This window comes from Rhodococcus tibetensis, assembly GCF_024438035.1.
Lineage (GTDB): Bacteria > Actinomycetota > Actinomycetes > Mycobacteriales > Mycobacteriaceae > Rhodococcus_F > Rhodococcus_F tibetensis.
The window spans coordinates 40,977-57,165 of record NZ_JANFQF010000027.1 but is presented as its reverse complement, the minus strand read 5'-3'; the positions used below and the strand labels follow the sequence as shown (position 1 = coordinate 57,165).

Genomic DNA, 16,189 nt, shown 5'->3' with positions numbered 1-16,189 from the left:
TCCGGGTGGGGGGCGAGGTACGCACTGGCGTACCTCGCCCCGTGCGTCAGGCGACCGGAATGCGGTTCGCCGCGCTCAACGCCTGCCGTGCGTAGGCCCGCACGTCGGCATCCGTGTCGTCCAGGGCCACGGTCAGAGCCAGGGCCGCGGTCCGATCGCCGACCCACCGTCCGAGTGAGAGCACGGCAGCCTTCCGCACATCGAGATGCGGATCGCGCAACGCTTCCGCGAGAGCGGGCACGGCAATACTCGGCTCCGCTCCGGCCAGTCCGCGTGCCGCGCCCTGACGTACCTGCCAGGCGGATTCGCGTAGCGCAGCAACGGCCAGGGTGACATCTTCCTCGCCGCGGCACCCCAATGCAGCGAATGCCGTCAGCGCGGCCGCCCGCACCAGCGGGTCGCGGTCACCGGCCAGCGCCCTCACGGCGTCGAGTCCACCGAGACCGATGGTAGCGAGCCCGTGCGCCACGGTGATTCGCACCTCCCGGTTCTCGTCCCGCGCTCCCGACGCCACCGACTCCCACCTGTCCAGCGACACCAGTCCGCGGACCGCTTCGATGCGGACGTGATGGTCCGGGTCGGACAACGCCGCGAGAAACTGGTCCGCCGACCCCGCGCGCAGTGCACGCAGCACGTCGACCACCGCAGCCCGGACAACCGCGTCACCCGACTCCAAATGTGCCCCCAGCCCATCGGCAGACGTGAGCACCTCGACCAATTCGCGCAGCCCGCCCGCGGCGGCGCGGCGGACTTCGACGGCGCCGTCACCGAGTGCCGCGACGAGGGCTCCCGCGAAGCCGTCGGGGGTTCCCTCGGTCAGCACCGACAGCGCCGTCACCCGTACCTGCGGATCGGAATTTCGGAGGTACGGGTCCAACTCGTCGATGCTGGGTGCATCGAGGCCGAGCAGTGCGACGAGGTCGGGCGACGACGGTTCCTGACGGACCGACGCCGCGATACGCGAGCGCTCCTCGACCGGCGCGCGTCCTCCGGCGAGCGGCGGCTGCGACACCTGGATCACGGTCTGGTCCAGCGGCGGAAGGGAGTCGAGACCGGGAACCGGAACGAAGTAGGGAGCCACCGGTCTCTTGAAGAACTCCATCTCCCGGTCCGCGCTGCGACGCAGGTTCAGGTGATATCCCCATTTCTCGTCGCTCGACTCCGGTAGGTCGGCGCGCTCATGGTAGAGGCCCCAGCGACTCTCGGTCCTGGTGAGGGAACTGCGGGACGCCATCTCGGCGCAGTCGCGAATGAAGGTGACCTCCGCGCAGCGCATCAACTCGTGCGGGGTGGTGGCACCCATCTCGGCGATCTCGCGCTCCATCCGTTCGAAGGTCTCCACGGCAATGGACAGCTTGGTGGCGCTCTTCGGCGGTGCGACATAGTCGTTGACGAATCGGCGCAGCTTGTATTCGACCTGCGGTTGCGGGGGGCCATCCGGGTTACGCAACGGGCGGTAGATCAGCTCATGCGCGTCCTTCAACTGGTCTTCGGGCAGCAGCGTGGGCGCCGGAGTGCCGGGCAGCGTACCGGTCGCGTGTGCACCGGCGAGGTCGCCGTACACGAACGCGCCGATCATGTAGTTGTGCGGAACGCAGGCGAGGTCGCCGGCGGCGTACAACCCGGGCACGGTGGTGGCACCGTGCTCGTCCACCCATACGCCGGACGCGGAATGTCCACTGCAGAGCCCGATCTCGGAGATGTGCATCTCGATGTCGTGGCTGCGGTAGTCGTGACCGCGGCCCGCGTGGAACGTGCCGCGGGTGGGGCGCTCGGTGGTGTGAAGGATCGATTCCAGGGTGTCGAGCGTTTCCTCCGGAAGGTGGCTCACCTTGAGATAGATGGGTCCACGGGCCGATTCGATCTCGCTCTTGACCTCGCTCATCATCTGCCCTGACCAGTAGTCGGAATCGACAAACCGTTCGCCGTGCGCATTGACCTGGTAGCCGCCGAAGGGGTTCGCTACGTATGCGCAGGCAGGCCCGTTGTAGTCCTTGATCAAAGGATTGATCTGGAAGCATTCGATACCGCTGAGCTCGGCGCCCGCGTGGTACGCCATCGAGTAGCCGTCTCCGGCGTTCGTCGGATTCTCGTAGGTGCCGTAGAGGTATCCGGAGGCCGGAAGTCCCAATCGGCCGCAGGGACCGGTCGCAAGGATCACGGCCTTCGCGCCGACTGCGACGAACGCCCCCGTCCGGGTGTTCAACGCGGCTGCCCCGACCGCCCGGCGGTTCTCCGTCAGGACGCGAACAGGCATCAACCGGTTCTCGATGCGGATCTTCTCCCGCATCTTCCGCTGACGCAGCACGCGGTACAGCGCCTTCTTCACGTCCTTGCCCTCGGGCATCGGCAGCACATAGGAACCGGAGCGATGCACGCGCCGCACCGCGTACTCTCCGTACTCGTCCTTCTCGAACTTCACTCCGTACTTCTCGAGTCGCTGCACCATGGCGAAACCGCGAGTCGCGGTCTGATAGACCGTCCGCTGATTGACGATTCCGTCGTTGGCGCGGGTGATCTCCGCGACGTAGTCCTCGGGTTCGGCCTTGCCGGGGATGACAGCGTTGTTGACCCCGTCCATGCCCATGGCGAGGGCTCCCGAGTGCCGCACGTGTGCCTTCTCGAGAAGCAGGACGTTCGCGCCGTTTTCGGCTGCTGTCAGCGCAGCCATCGTGCCGGCTGTACCGCCGCCGATGACGAGTACATCGCAGTCGAGACGCACGGTCTCGGCAAGGTCGGGGATATTCATCGGTTCTCCGGATCGTTCGTCGGGGTGTCATCGGTCTGTTCCAGCGCCGCCAGTACCTCGCCGCGTGCGGCTCGGGTTCCGGCGTGGCCGACGAACGCCCGCTTGCGCGGGTGGGGGATGTCGACGAGTGCCCGCAGCGGCCTGCCCGCTCCGCCGAGGACCGCCACCCGGTCCCCGAGCAGGACCGCCTCGTCCACGTCGTGGGTCACGAAGACCACCGTCGTGGGATGGGTGCTCCAGGTGTCGACCAGAAGCCGCTGCATCACGCCGCGGGTCTGCGTGTCGAGAGCACCGAACGGCTCATCCATCATCACGGCGCGGGGCGCTCCGGCGAGACCACGCGCCAACTGCACACGTTGTCGCATGCCACCGGACAGGTTCTTGGGAAGAAAGTTCCCGAAACCGGTGAGACCGACTTCTTCGATCCAGCGATCGGCAGCGGCCCTGCGACCCCTCCTCGGCTCACCGCGAAGGGCCAGAGCAAGCTCGATGTTCGAGCGGACGCTGCGCCACGGCAGCAGGGCATTGTCCTGGAACACCACGGCCCGGTCCCGCGACGTGGACACCACCGACCGTCCGTCCGCGACGACCCGGCCTGCGGTGGGAGGCAGTAGCCCGGCCAGAGCCCGGAGCACCGTCGATTTACCGCAGCCGGAAGGGCCAGTGAGGACCAGGATCTCACCCGGAACGACGGTCAGCGACAGCGAACGGATGACCGGGGCTCCGGTGTACGACAACGTGACGTCTTCGAGTACCAACGACATTCCGGTCGCGAGCGTGGTGGCGGTCATGCGCGCTCCCCTCGCGGCAACCAGCGGGTGACGCGGCGGCCGAGCAGCTCAACCGCCGCCGACGTGACGAAGCCCAGGACACCGATGGTGATCATGCCGACGAATACACCGGGATAGTCGACGATCGTGTAGGCCTGCCAGGTGCGGTAGCCGACACCGAGACGGCCCGAGATCATTTCGGCGGAGATGACGCAGATCCACGCGACACCGATGCCGACCGACAAGCCACCGAACACTCCGGGAAGGATCCCCGGGAGCACCACCCGGACCAGCACGTCCCAGCGGCCACCGCCGAGGGTGCGCACGGAGTCTTCCCACAGCGTGGGCAATGCCCGGACCGCATGCCGGGTGCTCACCGTGATCGGAAAGAACGCGGCAACGAACGTGATGAACACGATCCCAGCCTCGTCGCTCGGAAACAACAGGATGGCAACGGGCACCACGGCGATCGCCGGAATCGGCCGGGCCAGTTCGGTCAACGGTCCGAGGACGTCGGCGAACAGCTCCGATCTGCCGAGTGCGATCCCGGCGGCCACACCGACCACGGTGGCGAGTGCAAATCCGCTGAGTATGCGGATCAAGGACTGACCCAGGTCGAGGTAGAAGAGATCGTTGCGCAGCTGGGCGGCGAATGCGGATACGACGTCGGTGACGGTGGGAAGGGTGTCGAATCGCAGCCACAACCGCACGTCGTTGGCCGTGAGCAGCTGCCACGCCACGATGGCGGCGACGACGGACGTGATGCGCAGAAGGCGTGATCGCCGCGAAGACGCCGGCAATGGCAATGGCACCCGGTCGGACTGCACCACGGCGCCTTCGGGTTCGATCGACACGATCGACGGCTGCACGGTGGTCATTGCCGAACCTCCTCCACGGCGCGGTCATACGTGACGACCGTCCCCGCGGGGTGGGCGCGCAAGTAGCGGCCGGCGGCGGCATCGGTGGTGAAGGGCAGGAAGGTGTCACCGTCGCGCACCCACACCGCCTTGTCCGCGAACCAGCGGGTGCCGAGTTCAGCATCGGGAACGTAGGCGCCGCGAATGCTACGGCCCTCGGCGCGTGCCTGTTTCACTGCCCGGAGCAAGCACGTCGGGTTCGCGGCCGGCTGCGTCTGCGCCGCGTCGGCCAACCAGACTTCCCCGGCCAGAGCCGAATCCGTCGCAGGCGTCCCGCACACAGGATCGGTACCGGTCACGGCGGTGGGGCTGCCGGGCGTAGTGACGGTGGCCTCGTAGTTCTGCCCCTCGGCATCGAATGCCGCACGCAGAGGCGCTTCGTCGACGAAGGCCCCGACGTCGAGGTCCGCGAAGTCACCGATCGACTTCAGGTACGGAACGTCGGCCTTCAATGCTTCGACCAGTTCGGGCCGGAGCGTGGTGTCGAACGTCGTACCGCCGGGCCCGTTGTACAGGTACACCACCTCTTGCGGCAGTCCGCTGTCTTCCGCGACGATGCGTGCAGCCTCGAGGGGCTCGGTTCGGATGAAGTGAGTGGCATCGAGTTGCGCACGGAGAAACGCATCGACGACTTCGGGGTGCTCGTCCGCGTATGCCTCCCGCACCACGACGCCGTGCAGAGTCGGTGTGTTCAGCTCGGCGCCGTCGTACAGCAGTTTCGCCTTGTCCTGGAAAACCAGAAGCCCCGGCCAGGCGACGAACTGCGACAATGCCTCGACCTGGCCGGATTCGAGGGCGGACGAGCCGACCGGCGGTTGCTGGTTGAGGACCTCGACGCCGGTGCTCGGGTCGATCCCGGCGCGGTCGAGCGCACGGACGAGGGTGCCGTGTCCGGCCGAGCCGACGCTGGCAGACACCTTCCGGCCCGCGAGTTCGGCGAGGGTGGTGGCCGGAGAGTTCGGTGGGACCACCACCATGTTGAGGGCACCCTTCGAGTTGTACCCGGTGACCGATAGAAACTCCATTTTCGATCGCGGATTCGCCTGTGTGCGCGATCCATTGATCAGCATCGGATAGTCGCCCATCGAGCCGATGTCGATCTTCTCGGCCACCATCTGCGCGGTGATCGGCGCGCCGGTGTCGTAGTCCTGCCAGTCGACGGAGTACGTCGTCCCCGTCTGCTCGGTCAGGTCCTGCAGACGCTGTTCGAGATAGCCCTGCGCTCGCAGCAGCGTTCCCGCGGTGACGGTGTTGATCGTCTTCGATTGGTAGCCGATCACCACGGTCACTGCATCGTCGCTGTCGCTGGCAGTGCTTTCCAAGGAGCAGCCTGTCGCGAGCAGTGCAACCGTAACGGTCAGCACAAGAAAGAAGTAGGGACGCAACATGTTTTCTGTGTCTTTCGCTCAGCGGAGGAGGTACGGCATGTTCACGGTGACGGCGCCGGTGGGACAGCGGGCAGCACACGGGCCGCAGTACCAGCATTCGTCGACGTGCATGAAGGCTTTGCCGTTGTCCGGGTTGATCGCCAGCGAGTCGAGAGGACAGATCTCGACGCACAACGTGCACCCTTCGATGCACAGTGACTCGTCGATGGTGACCGGTACGTCCGCACGGGCGTTGACAAGTGTCATGTGAGCTCCCAGTTCGTTATGTCGGGACGTCGGGTAAGGTTGCTGCGCATGGTGATTCGGTCACCGCGCATGCGAATGTATTCGAGGTCGACGGGGCGCTCGTCGACGAGTCGGGTGAGACGCTCGAGCAACAGGAGCGCTGCACCGTCCGGGGTCTGCAGATTGGCCGCGGAATGTGAGTCCGCGTTCACCGATTCGATCGCCACGTCCGCGGAACCGAGCGGTTGCTCGCAGATCTCCTCGATCAGTGTGAACACGTCGTTTCCCTCGAGGTCGCGGCCGAGGATCTCACGCCCGATGTCGGGCGCCAGCTACGTGAGATCGAGACTGAGAGGGAGGTCACCGAGATAACGGACGCGTTCGATGTAGACCGCGGATTCCCCTGGAGCCACGCAATCGGCGCACGACGGCCGGCGGTGGGGTGATCTCCCCGGCCACCCGGACGTCGTTTCGCACCTCGCCGTGTTCCTTCAAGGTTTCCCTCAATCCGAGGAGGGCGTCGAGTCCGTGGTCGTACTTGCGCCGAGCAACGTGTGTGCCCACTCGCGGTGCCCGGTCGATGAGCCCCTCGTGTTTGAGGAGAGCCAACCCGTCCCGCACAGCGTTACGGGAGACCCCGAACTCGTGCGCCAACTCCGATTCCGGAGGAAGTCCGCGGTCGGCAAAGGTTCCTGCGTGGATCTGCTGCCGCAGGAGGTCGGCGAATCGGCGTGCCTCGTCTGCGCGGGATCTACGCGCGGACGTCTGGGCGTGCAGAGCAGTCGGAGTCACCATCGCGTCTTCGGCATCCCCGGCGAGCGTCATGCGTTTTCCTCCGTAAATCGTGAGCTGGACGAAAAGTGACGCTAACCGCTGTTCGGCCAGCGGAAGTCGTGCCTGCGTAGCTCGCGGCGGGGTCTCCGCGAATCGGCCGGATACGGCTCGCGGACTGCGCCCCTCACCTGCGTGAACCCGGAGCCGGCACTCCATTGCGCCACCGAAGGCCCGGGAGCGGACTTTCATTCACCGTGATTCGAAGTCCGGCGCGTGCCTCGGTCCCGGTCGGCATCTAGGTTAGGCTTACCTTTCAACCGCCCATCGAAGGAGTCGTCGCCGTGTTCACACCCCCACGCTCGATCGCTATCGCACTCGCCGTGGCCGGCACCGCGCTGCTCGTCACCGCCTGCTCGACCGACGACAACGGCCCGAGCGCGGAAGGGGGCGGGGCCGGCTTTCCGGTCACCATCGAGAACACCTTCGGATCCACCACGATCGACGCCGCACCGGAGCGCATCGTCACCCTGGGCTGGAACGCCCAGGATGTCGTGTATGCGCTCGGCGAGACACCCGTCGGCATGCCCAAGTACTCTTACGGCGCCGAGTCGAACGGAGTGATGCCCTGGCTACAGGACCGCTACGACCCGAGCCGGACCACCCTCCTCGACACCGCCACTACCATTCCCGTCGAGCAAGTGGCTTCGCTGCACCCGATGTCGTCCTCGCACCTTACGAGGGATTCGACCAGGGCACCTACGAAAAACTCTCCGCGCTCGCCCCCACCGTCGCCTACCCGGACAAGGCGTGGCAGACCAGCTGGCAGGACCAGACCACCCTGATCGGTCAGGCGCTCGGTAAGACCGCCGAGGCGGAGGCTCTCGTCACCGGCCTCGACGACCGGCTCGCAAAGACCGCTGCCGAACACCCGGAGTTCGCCGGAAAGACGGTGTCGGTGGTGAACTTCGATACCGACGCTGCCACAGTGAACGTCTACATGCCCTCCGACCCCCGCGTGCAGGTGCTCACCGAGCTCGGATTCACGGTCGCACCGGGTGTGTCGAAGCTCGCCGAGTCCAACGCGGACAAGTTCTTCGCCGACATCTCGGTGGAGAACATCGCCGATATCGACGCCGATGTCGTGGTCGCGTTCGTCGCCGACGACACCACCGTCGCAGCCAACCCGGCGTACGCGAATCTCGGTGCCCTCGGGCGGGACACCGCGGTGACGTTGTCGGACACCCAGGTGATTGCGGGCCTCAGCCAGACCAGCGTGCTCGCCACTCCCTGGGCGCTCGAGAGGCTGACCCCGCGACTGAGCGCGGCCGCGAACAACGCCGGTGCGTGAAGTCCCGCCTGATCAGCCGTCGCGGGCGTAGCGTGTTTCCACACGGAATTTCGTAGCCGGCCCACAGCCACGCTCGCCGAAAGCAGGTATGCGATGACGCAGATATCCGAAGGGCACACCGCCAAGGTCATCGGGGTCACGGTCGCTGCCGCGGTCGGGGGTTTCCTCTTCGGATTCGACAGCTCGGTCATCAACGGAGCCGTCGATTCCATCCAGGGGCACTTCGAACTGAGTTCGTTCTTCACCGGCTTCGCGGTGGCCATTGCGTTGCTCGGATGCGCTGTGGGCGCGTGGTTTGCGGGCCGCCTCGCAGACCGGTGGGGCCGCAAGAAGGTGATGCTGCTGGGTTCGGTGCTGTTCGTCGTGTCCTCGCTCGGAGCGGGTCTCGCGTTCAGCGTCCCCGACCTGATGCTGTGGCGCGTCCTCGGCGGCCTCGGCATCGGTATCGCGTCGGTCATTGCGCCCACGTACATCGCGGAGATCGCACCCGCCCGCTACCGCGGCGCGTTGGCGTCGCTGCAGCAGCTGGCGATCACTCTCGGCATCTTCGCCGCGCTGCTGTCGGACGCGGTGCTGCAGAATGCCGCAGGCGGCGCATCGAACGAGTTGTGGCTGAACCTCGAGGCGTGGCGCTGGATGTTCATCGTCGGCGTGGTCCCCGCGGTCGTGTACGGCATTATCGCGCTGATGATTCCCGAGTCTCCGCGCTACCTGGTCGGCAAGCACCTCGACCAGGAAGCGGCCGACATCCTCGCGAACATCACCGGCGAAGTCGACCCGCAGGGGCGCGTATCCGAGATCCGGGTGACCCTTCGCCACGAATCGACGGCGTCGTTCGACGACATTCGCGGCCCCAAGTTCGGGCTGCAGCCCATCGTCTGGGTCGGTATCTTCATGGCCATCTTCCAGCAGTTCGTGGGTATCAACGCGATCTTCTACTACTCAACCACGCTCTGGAAGTCGGTGGGCTTCACCGAGAACGAGTCGTTCGTTACGTCGGTGATCACCGCGGTCATCAACGTCGGTATGACATTCGTCGCCATCCTGTTCGTCGACCGGATCGGCAGGCGCATCCTGCTCATGGTCGGCTCGCTCGGCATGTTCGTGAGCCTGCTGACGGCCGCAATCGCCTTCTCCCAGGCGACGGGCAGCGGTGACGACGTCGTGCTCCCCAGCCCGTGGGGGGCAGTCGCCCTGATCGGCGCCAACCTGTTCGTGATCTTCTTCGCCTCCACCTGGGGCCCGGTCATGTGGGTGATGCTGGGCGAGATGTTCCCCAACAACATGCGCGCCTACGCACTCGGCATCAGCACGGCGGCGAACTGGATCGCGAACTTCACCGTCACGCTGGCATTCCCGCCGCTCACCCGCTCGGTGGGGCTGTGGTTCCTGTACGGGCTGTTCGCGTTCTTCGCGTTACTGTCGTTCTTCTTCGTCCGGTCGAAGGTCCGGGAGACGAAGGGGATGGAACTCGAGGAGATGACGACCTGACGTTGTCTACATACAGATCCGGCCGAATCGCTCCGATTCGGCCGGATCTGTACTTCACGTGTGTCAGCTCTGCCTGCCGCTGTTCTCGATGTGTTCGGCGCTCTCGTGCGCAACCACCCCGTTGGTCGCCGACGGGGGCTGATTCCCCAGACTCGCCACCCACCCGGTGATCTGGCGCGCGACGTCCTGTGCAGTCAGCCCCAGTTCGGCATGAACCTGTGTGCGGGAGGCATGGTCGAGGAAACGTTGCGGAACGCCCAGATCCCGGCACGGCACATCGACGCCGGCGGAGCGCAGGGCCGCGGACACGGTGGAACCGATACCCCCGTGCAGGCCACTGTCCTCGACGGTGACCACCATGCTGTAGTCCTCGGCGAGCTTGACCAGCGATTCCGGTACCGGAAGGACCCATCGCGGGTCGACGACCGTCGCGGAGATACCTTGCTGCTCGAGACGCTCGGCCGCGGCCAGAGCGAGACCGGCGAACGCCCCGACCGACACCAGCAGCACATCCTTCCCTCCGGAAGAATCCCGCAGGACGTCGACGACGCCGCCGATTCGGCTCAGAGCGGGTACGTCATCACCGACCGTGCCCTTAGGGAAGCGCACCGCCGTGGGCCCGTCGTCGACGGCAAGCGCCTCATCCAGTTCCTCACGCAGGGTCGCGGCGTCGCGCGGAGCAGCGACCCTCATGCCGGGCACGATGCCCAGCAGCGACATGTCCCACATGCCGTTGTGGCTGGCACCGTCGTTGCCGGTGATACCTGCGCGGTCCAGCACCAGGGTGACGGGCAGGTTCAGCAGGGCGACGTCCATCAGCAGTTGGTCGAACGCACGGTTGAGAAAGGTCGAGTACACCGCAACCACCGGGTGCAGCCCCCCGAGCGCCAGCCCCGCCGCGGAAGTGACTGCGTGCTGCTCGGCGATCCCGACGTCGAACATCCGGTCGGGAAACGCGTCACCGAAAGCGGCCAGGCCGGTCGGACCTGCCATGGCGGCGGTGATTGCAACGATGTCCTCGCGGCGACTCGCCTGATCGATCAGCTCGGCCGAGAACACGGAGGTCCAGTCGGCGGACGCCGTCGCAGTCGACTTTCCGGTCAGGGGGTCGATCACACCCGTCGAATGCATCTGGTCGGCGACGTGATTCTCGGCGGGTGCGTACCCCATGCCCTTGCGGGTGACGGCGTGCACGATCACCGGACCCCCGAACGCCTTGGCACGGCGCAGCGCAGATTCGAGGGCAGCTTCGTCGTGACCGTCCACGGGGCCGAGGTACTTGATTCCCAGGTCCGTGAACATGACCTGGGGGGCCACCGCGTCTTTGAGACCGGCTTTCATACCGTGCAGGACGGAGTAGGCGGTGCGGCCCACCCACGGCAGTTTCTTGACTATCCTGCGACCGTTGTCGAGTACCCGCTCATAGGCGGGCTGCAGACGGAGGGTGGCAAGGTGATCGGCCAAACCCCCGATCGTCGGCGCGTACGACCTGCCGTTGTCGTTGACGACGATGATCACCGAACGACTCTTGCCTGCCGCGATGTTGTTGAGGGCTTCCCAGCACATACCGCCGGTCAAGGCGCCGTCACCCACAACGGCGACCACATGGCGGGCCTGGCCGGTCAACTCGAATGCCTTCGCCAGCCCGTCCGCGTAGGACAGCGATGCGGAGGCGTGCGAGGACTCGACCCAGTCGTGTTCGCTCTCGGCCCGGCACGGGTACCCCGAGAGCCCACCCTGCTTGCGGAGCGATTCGAAGTCACCTTTGCGACCGGTGAGGATCTTGTGGACGTACGCCTGGTGACCGGTGTCGAAGATGATCGGGTCCGCGGGCGAGACGAACGTGCGGTGCAGGGCGAGAGTCAGCTCTACGACACCGAGGTTCGGGCCGAGGTGGCCGCCGGTCGCGGACACCTTCTGGACGAGGAACTCACGGATTTCCGCGGCGAGTTGCTTCATCTCCGCCGGATTCAGCTGACGTAGATCGTCAGGCGTCTGGATACGGGCAAGAACACCCAACGAGATCGCTCCCTCCGTGATGCACGCCGCATTACGTGCCTCTGCTTCGTGGCTTCGTGTCACGTCACAGTGCAACCAGTCTACGGAGCCGCGAGACCGGGCGACACACCATGTGCACACGGGCGTCCTCCGAACACGCCCGCATCCTCGGCACCCGCCCCGACAGCGGTGACAGGGTTCACATCATTGCGGCACGTGCGCACACCTCGGAACTCCCGACAATGCCGTGAACAGGCTCTAAGGTCGTCTCATGAGCACCGTCGTCGGCGCGTTGATCGAGAAGATCTTCTCCGAGACCTGCAGTAACCGCGACGGCGAGCTGGCCGATTACATTCCGGAGCTTGCGGCCGTGGCCCCCGATTCGTTCGGGATCTGCATCGCCACGGTCGACGGCTACGTGTACGAGGTGGGTGACGCCCGGCTCCCATTCACGATCCAGTCGATTTCCAAACCGTTCACCTATGCGCTCGCGCTCGCCGACCGAGGCGCGGAGGCCGTCGGGGAGAAGATCGACGTCGAACCGTCGGGGGAACCGTTCAACGAGATCAGCCTCGACCCGACCACCGAGCGGCCACGAAATCCGATGATCAACGCGGGCGCGATCACCGCTGCCTCGTTGGTGGCCGGGCCCGATGTGGAGTCGAGATTCGAACGCATCCGCGGGACCTACTCGCGGTATGCGGGGCGTGAGCTCACGTTCAACGAGGCGGTCTACGCATCCGAATCGCACACCGGCCACCGCAACCGCGCCATCGGGCACATGCTGCGCTCGTTCGACATCATCACGGGCGACCCGGACGAGGCAGTGGACCTCTACTTCCGGCAGTGCTCGATCGACGTGACCTGCCGAGACCTGAGCCTCATGGCCGCGACGATGGCCAACAACGGCGTCAACCCCGTTACGCAGGACACGGTCCTCGCGCCCGTCCTGGTCGAGCGGGTGCTGAGCGTGATGTCCACCTGCGGTATGTACGACGGCGCCGGCAAATGGCTGTACGAGGTGGGTCTGCCTGCGAAGAGCGGCGTCGGTGGCGGGATAGTGGCTGTGCTGCCGGGCCAGATCGGTATCGCCATCTACTCGCCGAGGCTCGATGCCCACGGCAACAGCGTCCGCGGCGTCGAGGCGTGCAGGGCGCTGTCGACCGAACTCGAGTTGCATTTCCTCCACGTCACTCGTGCGGCGCGCGCCGCGATCCGCGCCCGCTACTCCGTGTCGGATGCGCCGTCGAGAATGCGCCGCACCCCGATCGAGCGAGCCACCCTCGACGACGTGGGCAAGCGCAGCCGCATCTACGAGCTGCACGGTGACCTGTTGTTCGCCGGCGCGGAGACCGCCGTCCGTGAGATCGGCGGTGTCGACGAGAACCTCGAGGTGGTGGTGATCGACGTCCGGCGGGTCGACGAAGTGAGCGGTGTGGCCTGCCGGATGATCGAGACGCTTCGCGGCACGCTCGCTCGGGGTGGGTGCGCGGTGGCGTTCGTAGACCCCGGCGGACTGCTCGGCAATTCCCGCTCGGACCTTTCGGGAGATACCGGGAGGGTGTTCGCCGATCTCGACGCCGCCGTGCAGTGGTGTGAGGATGTCCTTCTCGATCGGCACTGCGGGTCGGCCCGCCAGCCGGTCTCCATTACTGTCGCCGAGCATCCTGTCCTGTCCGCGCTCGGTCCCGAACAACTCGATCGGCTCACCCGCGACCTCGAGATCCGAACCTTCGATCATGGCGAGTGCATCGTTCATCGGGGGGATTCCGCGTCCGGGCTCTTCCTCATTCTCTCGGGCAAGGTCAGTACCACGATCACCGATCAGTCGGGTTCGACGTACCGGATCATGACCTTGTCATCCGGGATGAGCTTCGGTGAGATGCCGATGATGCTCGACTCCCGCTTCCTCAACGACGTTCGGGCCGACACCACCGTGACAGTCGCGGTACTCACCCCCGAGCGATACGCCTACATGGCGTCGAAGGAACCCGAACTGAAAGTCGCCCTGCTCGAGCGGCTGGCATCGGGCGCCTACGAACAGCTCGACGTCATGTTGCGGTCGCTGCTGAGACAAGGAAACGGCGACTGATCGGCCCACCGGAAACCCGCTTGCCTGAATCGGAAATATCGGACAGGCTCGAGGTCTCGGGATCTATGACACTCGAACGCGAAAGCAGGGTGCAATGCTCACAGCCACGAAGCTGGCCATCGAGACGACGGGACTCGTCAAGACTTTCGGTTCCACCCGCGCCGTCGATGGACTCGACCTGTGCGTGCCCCTCGGCGGCGTCTACGGCGTCCTGGGCCCCAACGGTGCCGGCAAGACCACCGCAATCCGCATGCTCACCACACTGCTGCCCCTCGACGGCGGTTCGGCCACGGTACTCGGGCACGACGTCGCCACCGAACCGGACGCCGTCCGCGGCAAGGTGTCGCTGACGGGTCAGTTCGCCTCGCTCGACGAGGATCTGACGGGGGCCGAGAACCTCCTGCTGCTCGGCCGCCTGTTCGGTTACTCCCGCGCGGCAGCCCGATCGCGATGCGAGCGACTGCTCGCGGCATTCGGCCTCGAGGAGGCCGGAAATCGTCAGGTGAAGAACTACTCGGGCGGGATGCGCCGCAAGCTCGACATTGCGGCCAGCATCATCGTCACACCCGAGATGATCTTCCTCGACGAACCCACCACCGGACTCGATCCCCGCAGCCGCAACCAGGTGTGGGACATCGTGCGCGCCCTCGTCGCCGGGGGCACGACGGTGCTGCTGACCACGCAGTATCTCGACGAGGCAGACCAGTTGGCCGACCGGGTGGCCGTGATCGATCACGGCAAGGTCATCGCGGAGGGCACCACCGGCGAACTGAAGGCGTCGGTCGGATCAGGGTCACTGCACGTGCGAGTCACCGATCCTGGCACCCGGCAGGCCGCAGCGGCGCTCCTCCGTGAGGTACTCGGTGTGCCGGTGACCGAGGAGAACGACCCCGCCGCGCTGACCGCCCGCATCGACGATCCCGGAAGGGTCGCACGGGCACTGCCCGCCCTCGACGACGCCGGAATCGCTGTCAGCACATTCGCTCTGGGACAGCCGAGCCTCGACGAAGTCTTCCTTTCCCTGACCGGCCGACCCACCGAGGAGCCTGCGTCATGACCTCTACCACCGACCGGACCGCAGACACCTCGAAAGCGGTTGCCGACGTCTTGAAAATGCCCGAACCGCGGCCAACACGTCCGACCGCGTGGTCTACCTCGCTGTCGTTCGGGTGGCGTGCACTGCTGAAGATCAAGCACGTTCCCGAACAACTCTTCGACGTCACCATGTTCCCGATCATGTTCACGTTGATGTTCACGTACCTGTTCGGTGGGGCGCTCGCCGGTTCGACCGACGCCTACATCCAGTTTCTGCTGCCCGGCGTCCTCGTCCAGACGGTCGTCATGATCACGATGTACACCGGTCTGACCCTGAACAAGGACATCGAGAAAGGGGTCTTCGACCGCTTCCGTTCGCTCCCGATCTGGCGTCCGTCACCCCTCGTGGGCGCCCTGCTCGGTGACGTGATCCGGTACACGATCGCCTCGATCATCGTCCTGATCCTCGGTCTGGTCCTCGGCTTCCGGCCGGATGGCGGCATCGTCGGGGTCGTGGCGTCGATCGGACTGCTACTGCTGTTCTCGTTCAGCCTGTCCTGGATCTGGACGATGTTCGCGATGCTCATGCGAACCGAACAGGCGGTGATGGGAGTGTCGATGTTCATCCTGTTCCCGCTGACTTTCGCCAGCAATATCTTCGTCGATCCCGCCACGATGCCCGGATGGCTCCAGGCATTCGTCGGCGTCAATCCGATCAGCAAGCTGGTGACGGCCATTCGTGGGCTGATGGCCGGGTCGGTGCAGACGGCCGAACTCGTCGTGGTCTTCGGCTGGTGCGCCGGCTTCATCGTGATCTTCGGACCGCTGACGATGCGCCTCTACAACCGGAAGTCCTAGTAGCGGGTACGCCATCGCCCTACGTAGATGTCGATGCTTGAAGGTCTTCTCAACTCTCGCGCTGAGGCGGCGCGGAGATCTGCGCTCGACCGTTCCGCTGTTGCACAGATGCGGTGAAGGTCTCGTTGAGTTGAAGCAGAGATGTCACCGCGGCCAAAGCCTGCTCCTGCGACCAGCCGTCCAGCATCGCGCGAAGCCGTTCGGCCCGCCTCTCGGTGGTTTCGCGGAGAATGTCGAATCCCGTGGGCGACACCTGGATACGAGAGGCGCGCTTGTCATGTGGGTCTGCCGTGCGGGAGACATATCCCGCTTCGACCAGTTCGGCAATCTGCCGGCTCAGCGACGACTGACTGACGCACAGATCGGCGGCCAGTTCGTTCTGCCGGCACTCACCGCGGGTCGACAGCACGAACAGCACACTCGTCAGGGCGGGCGCGATCACCGTCTCACCGCTCGTGAAGACCACCGCACGCAGGGAGCGCCCCAGGGCGAGCACCGCATCAGCGAGCGCCCGGGCCGTATCTGGCTGTACCGACATTCAATC

The 16,189-nt window shown here is 65.8% G+C and carries 11 protein-coding genes and 2 pseudogenes; 5 read left to right on the top strand and 8 right to left on the bottom strand.

Translation table 11 applies throughout. The annotated features are described in order from the left end of the window. Positions 1-46: 46 nt before the first annotated feature. The 6 genes and pseudogenes from NOF53_RS24520 to NOF53_RS24495 all read right to left on the bottom strand — a co-directional run bounded on the left by NOF53_RS24520 (position 47) and on the right by NOF53_RS24495 (position 6,844). A complete protein-coding gene (locus tag NOF53_RS24520) occupies positions 47-2,749 on the bottom strand; it encodes a fumarate reductase/succinate dehydrogenase flavoprotein subunit (protein WP_255973720.1) in 2,703 nt (900 codons plus the stop codon). Then, a complete protein-coding gene (locus NOF53_RS24515; protein WP_255973718.1) occupies positions 2,746-3,540 on the bottom strand; it encodes an ABC transporter ATP-binding protein in 795 nt (264 codons plus the stop codon). Before NOF53_RS24515 ends, NOF53_RS24520 begins: the two co-directional genes overlap by 4 nt. Next, positions 3,537-4,397 (bottom strand): ABC transporter permease, encoded by an 861-nt coding sequence (locus NOF53_RS24510; protein WP_255973716.1) that lies wholly within the window; start codon positions 4,395-4,397, stop codon positions 3,537-3,539. The genes NOF53_RS24515 and NOF53_RS24510 overlap by 4 nt, the downstream gene beginning before the upstream one ends. After that, a complete protein-coding gene (locus tag NOF53_RS24505; protein ID WP_255973714.1) occupies positions 4,394-5,824 on the bottom strand; it encodes an ABC transporter substrate-binding protein in 1,431 nt (476 codons plus the stop codon). The genes NOF53_RS24510 and NOF53_RS24505 overlap by 4 nt, the downstream gene beginning before the upstream one ends. 18 nt (positions 5,825-5,842) lie before the next feature. Next, positions 5,843-6,070, bottom strand: coding sequence for a 4Fe-4S dicluster domain-containing protein (locus tag NOF53_RS24500; RefSeq protein WP_109330625.1), 228 nt, complete (start codon positions 6,068-6,070; stop codon positions 5,843-5,845). After that, a pseudogene (locus NOF53_RS24495) lies at positions 6,067-6,844 on the bottom strand (GntR family transcriptional regulator). Before NOF53_RS24495 ends, NOF53_RS24500 begins: the two are co-directional and overlap by 4 nt. Before the next feature lie 320 nt (positions 6,845-7,164). Here NOF53_RS24495 and NOF53_RS24490 point away from each other — a divergent pair. Further along, a pseudogene (locus NOF53_RS24490) lies at positions 7,165-8,171 on the top strand (iron-siderophore ABC transporter substrate-binding protein). Positions 8,172-8,264: 93 nt separating this feature from the next. Next, complete coding sequence (locus NOF53_RS24485; RefSeq protein WP_255973711.1) at positions 8,265-9,662, top strand: sugar porter family MFS transporter; 1,398 nt, start codon at positions 8,265-8,267, stop codon at positions 9,660-9,662. A gap of 63 nt (positions 9,663-9,725) precedes the next feature. Here the strand turns inward: NOF53_RS24485 and dxs are convergent, their stop codons facing one another. After that, entirely contained in the window at positions 9,726-11,681 is a 1,956-nt protein-coding gene (gene dxs / locus NOF53_RS24480; protein WP_255973783.1) for a 1-deoxy-D-xylulose-5-phosphate synthase, read from the bottom strand. A 250-nt stretch (positions 11,682-11,931) separates the two neighbouring features. Between dxs and glsA the strand changes: the two genes are divergently transcribed. From glsA to NOF53_RS24465, 3 genes are all read left to right on the top strand, one after another. Next, on the top strand, positions 11,932-13,752 hold the full coding sequence (gene glsA / locus NOF53_RS24475) for a glutaminase A (RefSeq protein WP_255973709.1): 1,821 nt from the start codon (positions 11,932-11,934) through the stop codon (positions 13,750-13,752). Between the two features lie 94 nt (positions 13,753-13,846). Beyond that, the gene (locus NOF53_RS24470; protein ID WP_255973707.1) at positions 13,847-14,809 is read left to right on the top strand and encodes an ATP-binding cassette domain-containing protein; all 963 of its coding nucleotides are present in this window, start codon (positions 13,847-13,849) and stop codon (positions 14,807-14,809) included. After that, on the top strand, positions 14,806-15,645 hold the full coding sequence (locus NOF53_RS24465) for an ABC transporter permease (RefSeq protein WP_255973705.1): 840 nt from the start codon (positions 14,806-14,808) through the stop codon (positions 15,643-15,645). The genes NOF53_RS24470 and NOF53_RS24465 overlap by 4 nt, the downstream gene beginning before the upstream one ends. Positions 15,646-15,694: 49 nt before the next feature. Here NOF53_RS24465 and NOF53_RS24460 read toward each other — a convergent pair whose 3' ends face one another. Then, positions 15,695-16,183, bottom strand: a complete 489-nt coding sequence (locus tag NOF53_RS24460; protein ID WP_255973703.1) for a MarR family winged helix-turn-helix transcriptional regulator — start codon at positions 16,181-16,183, stop codon at positions 15,695-15,697. Positions 16,184-16,189 lie beyond the last annotated feature (6 nt).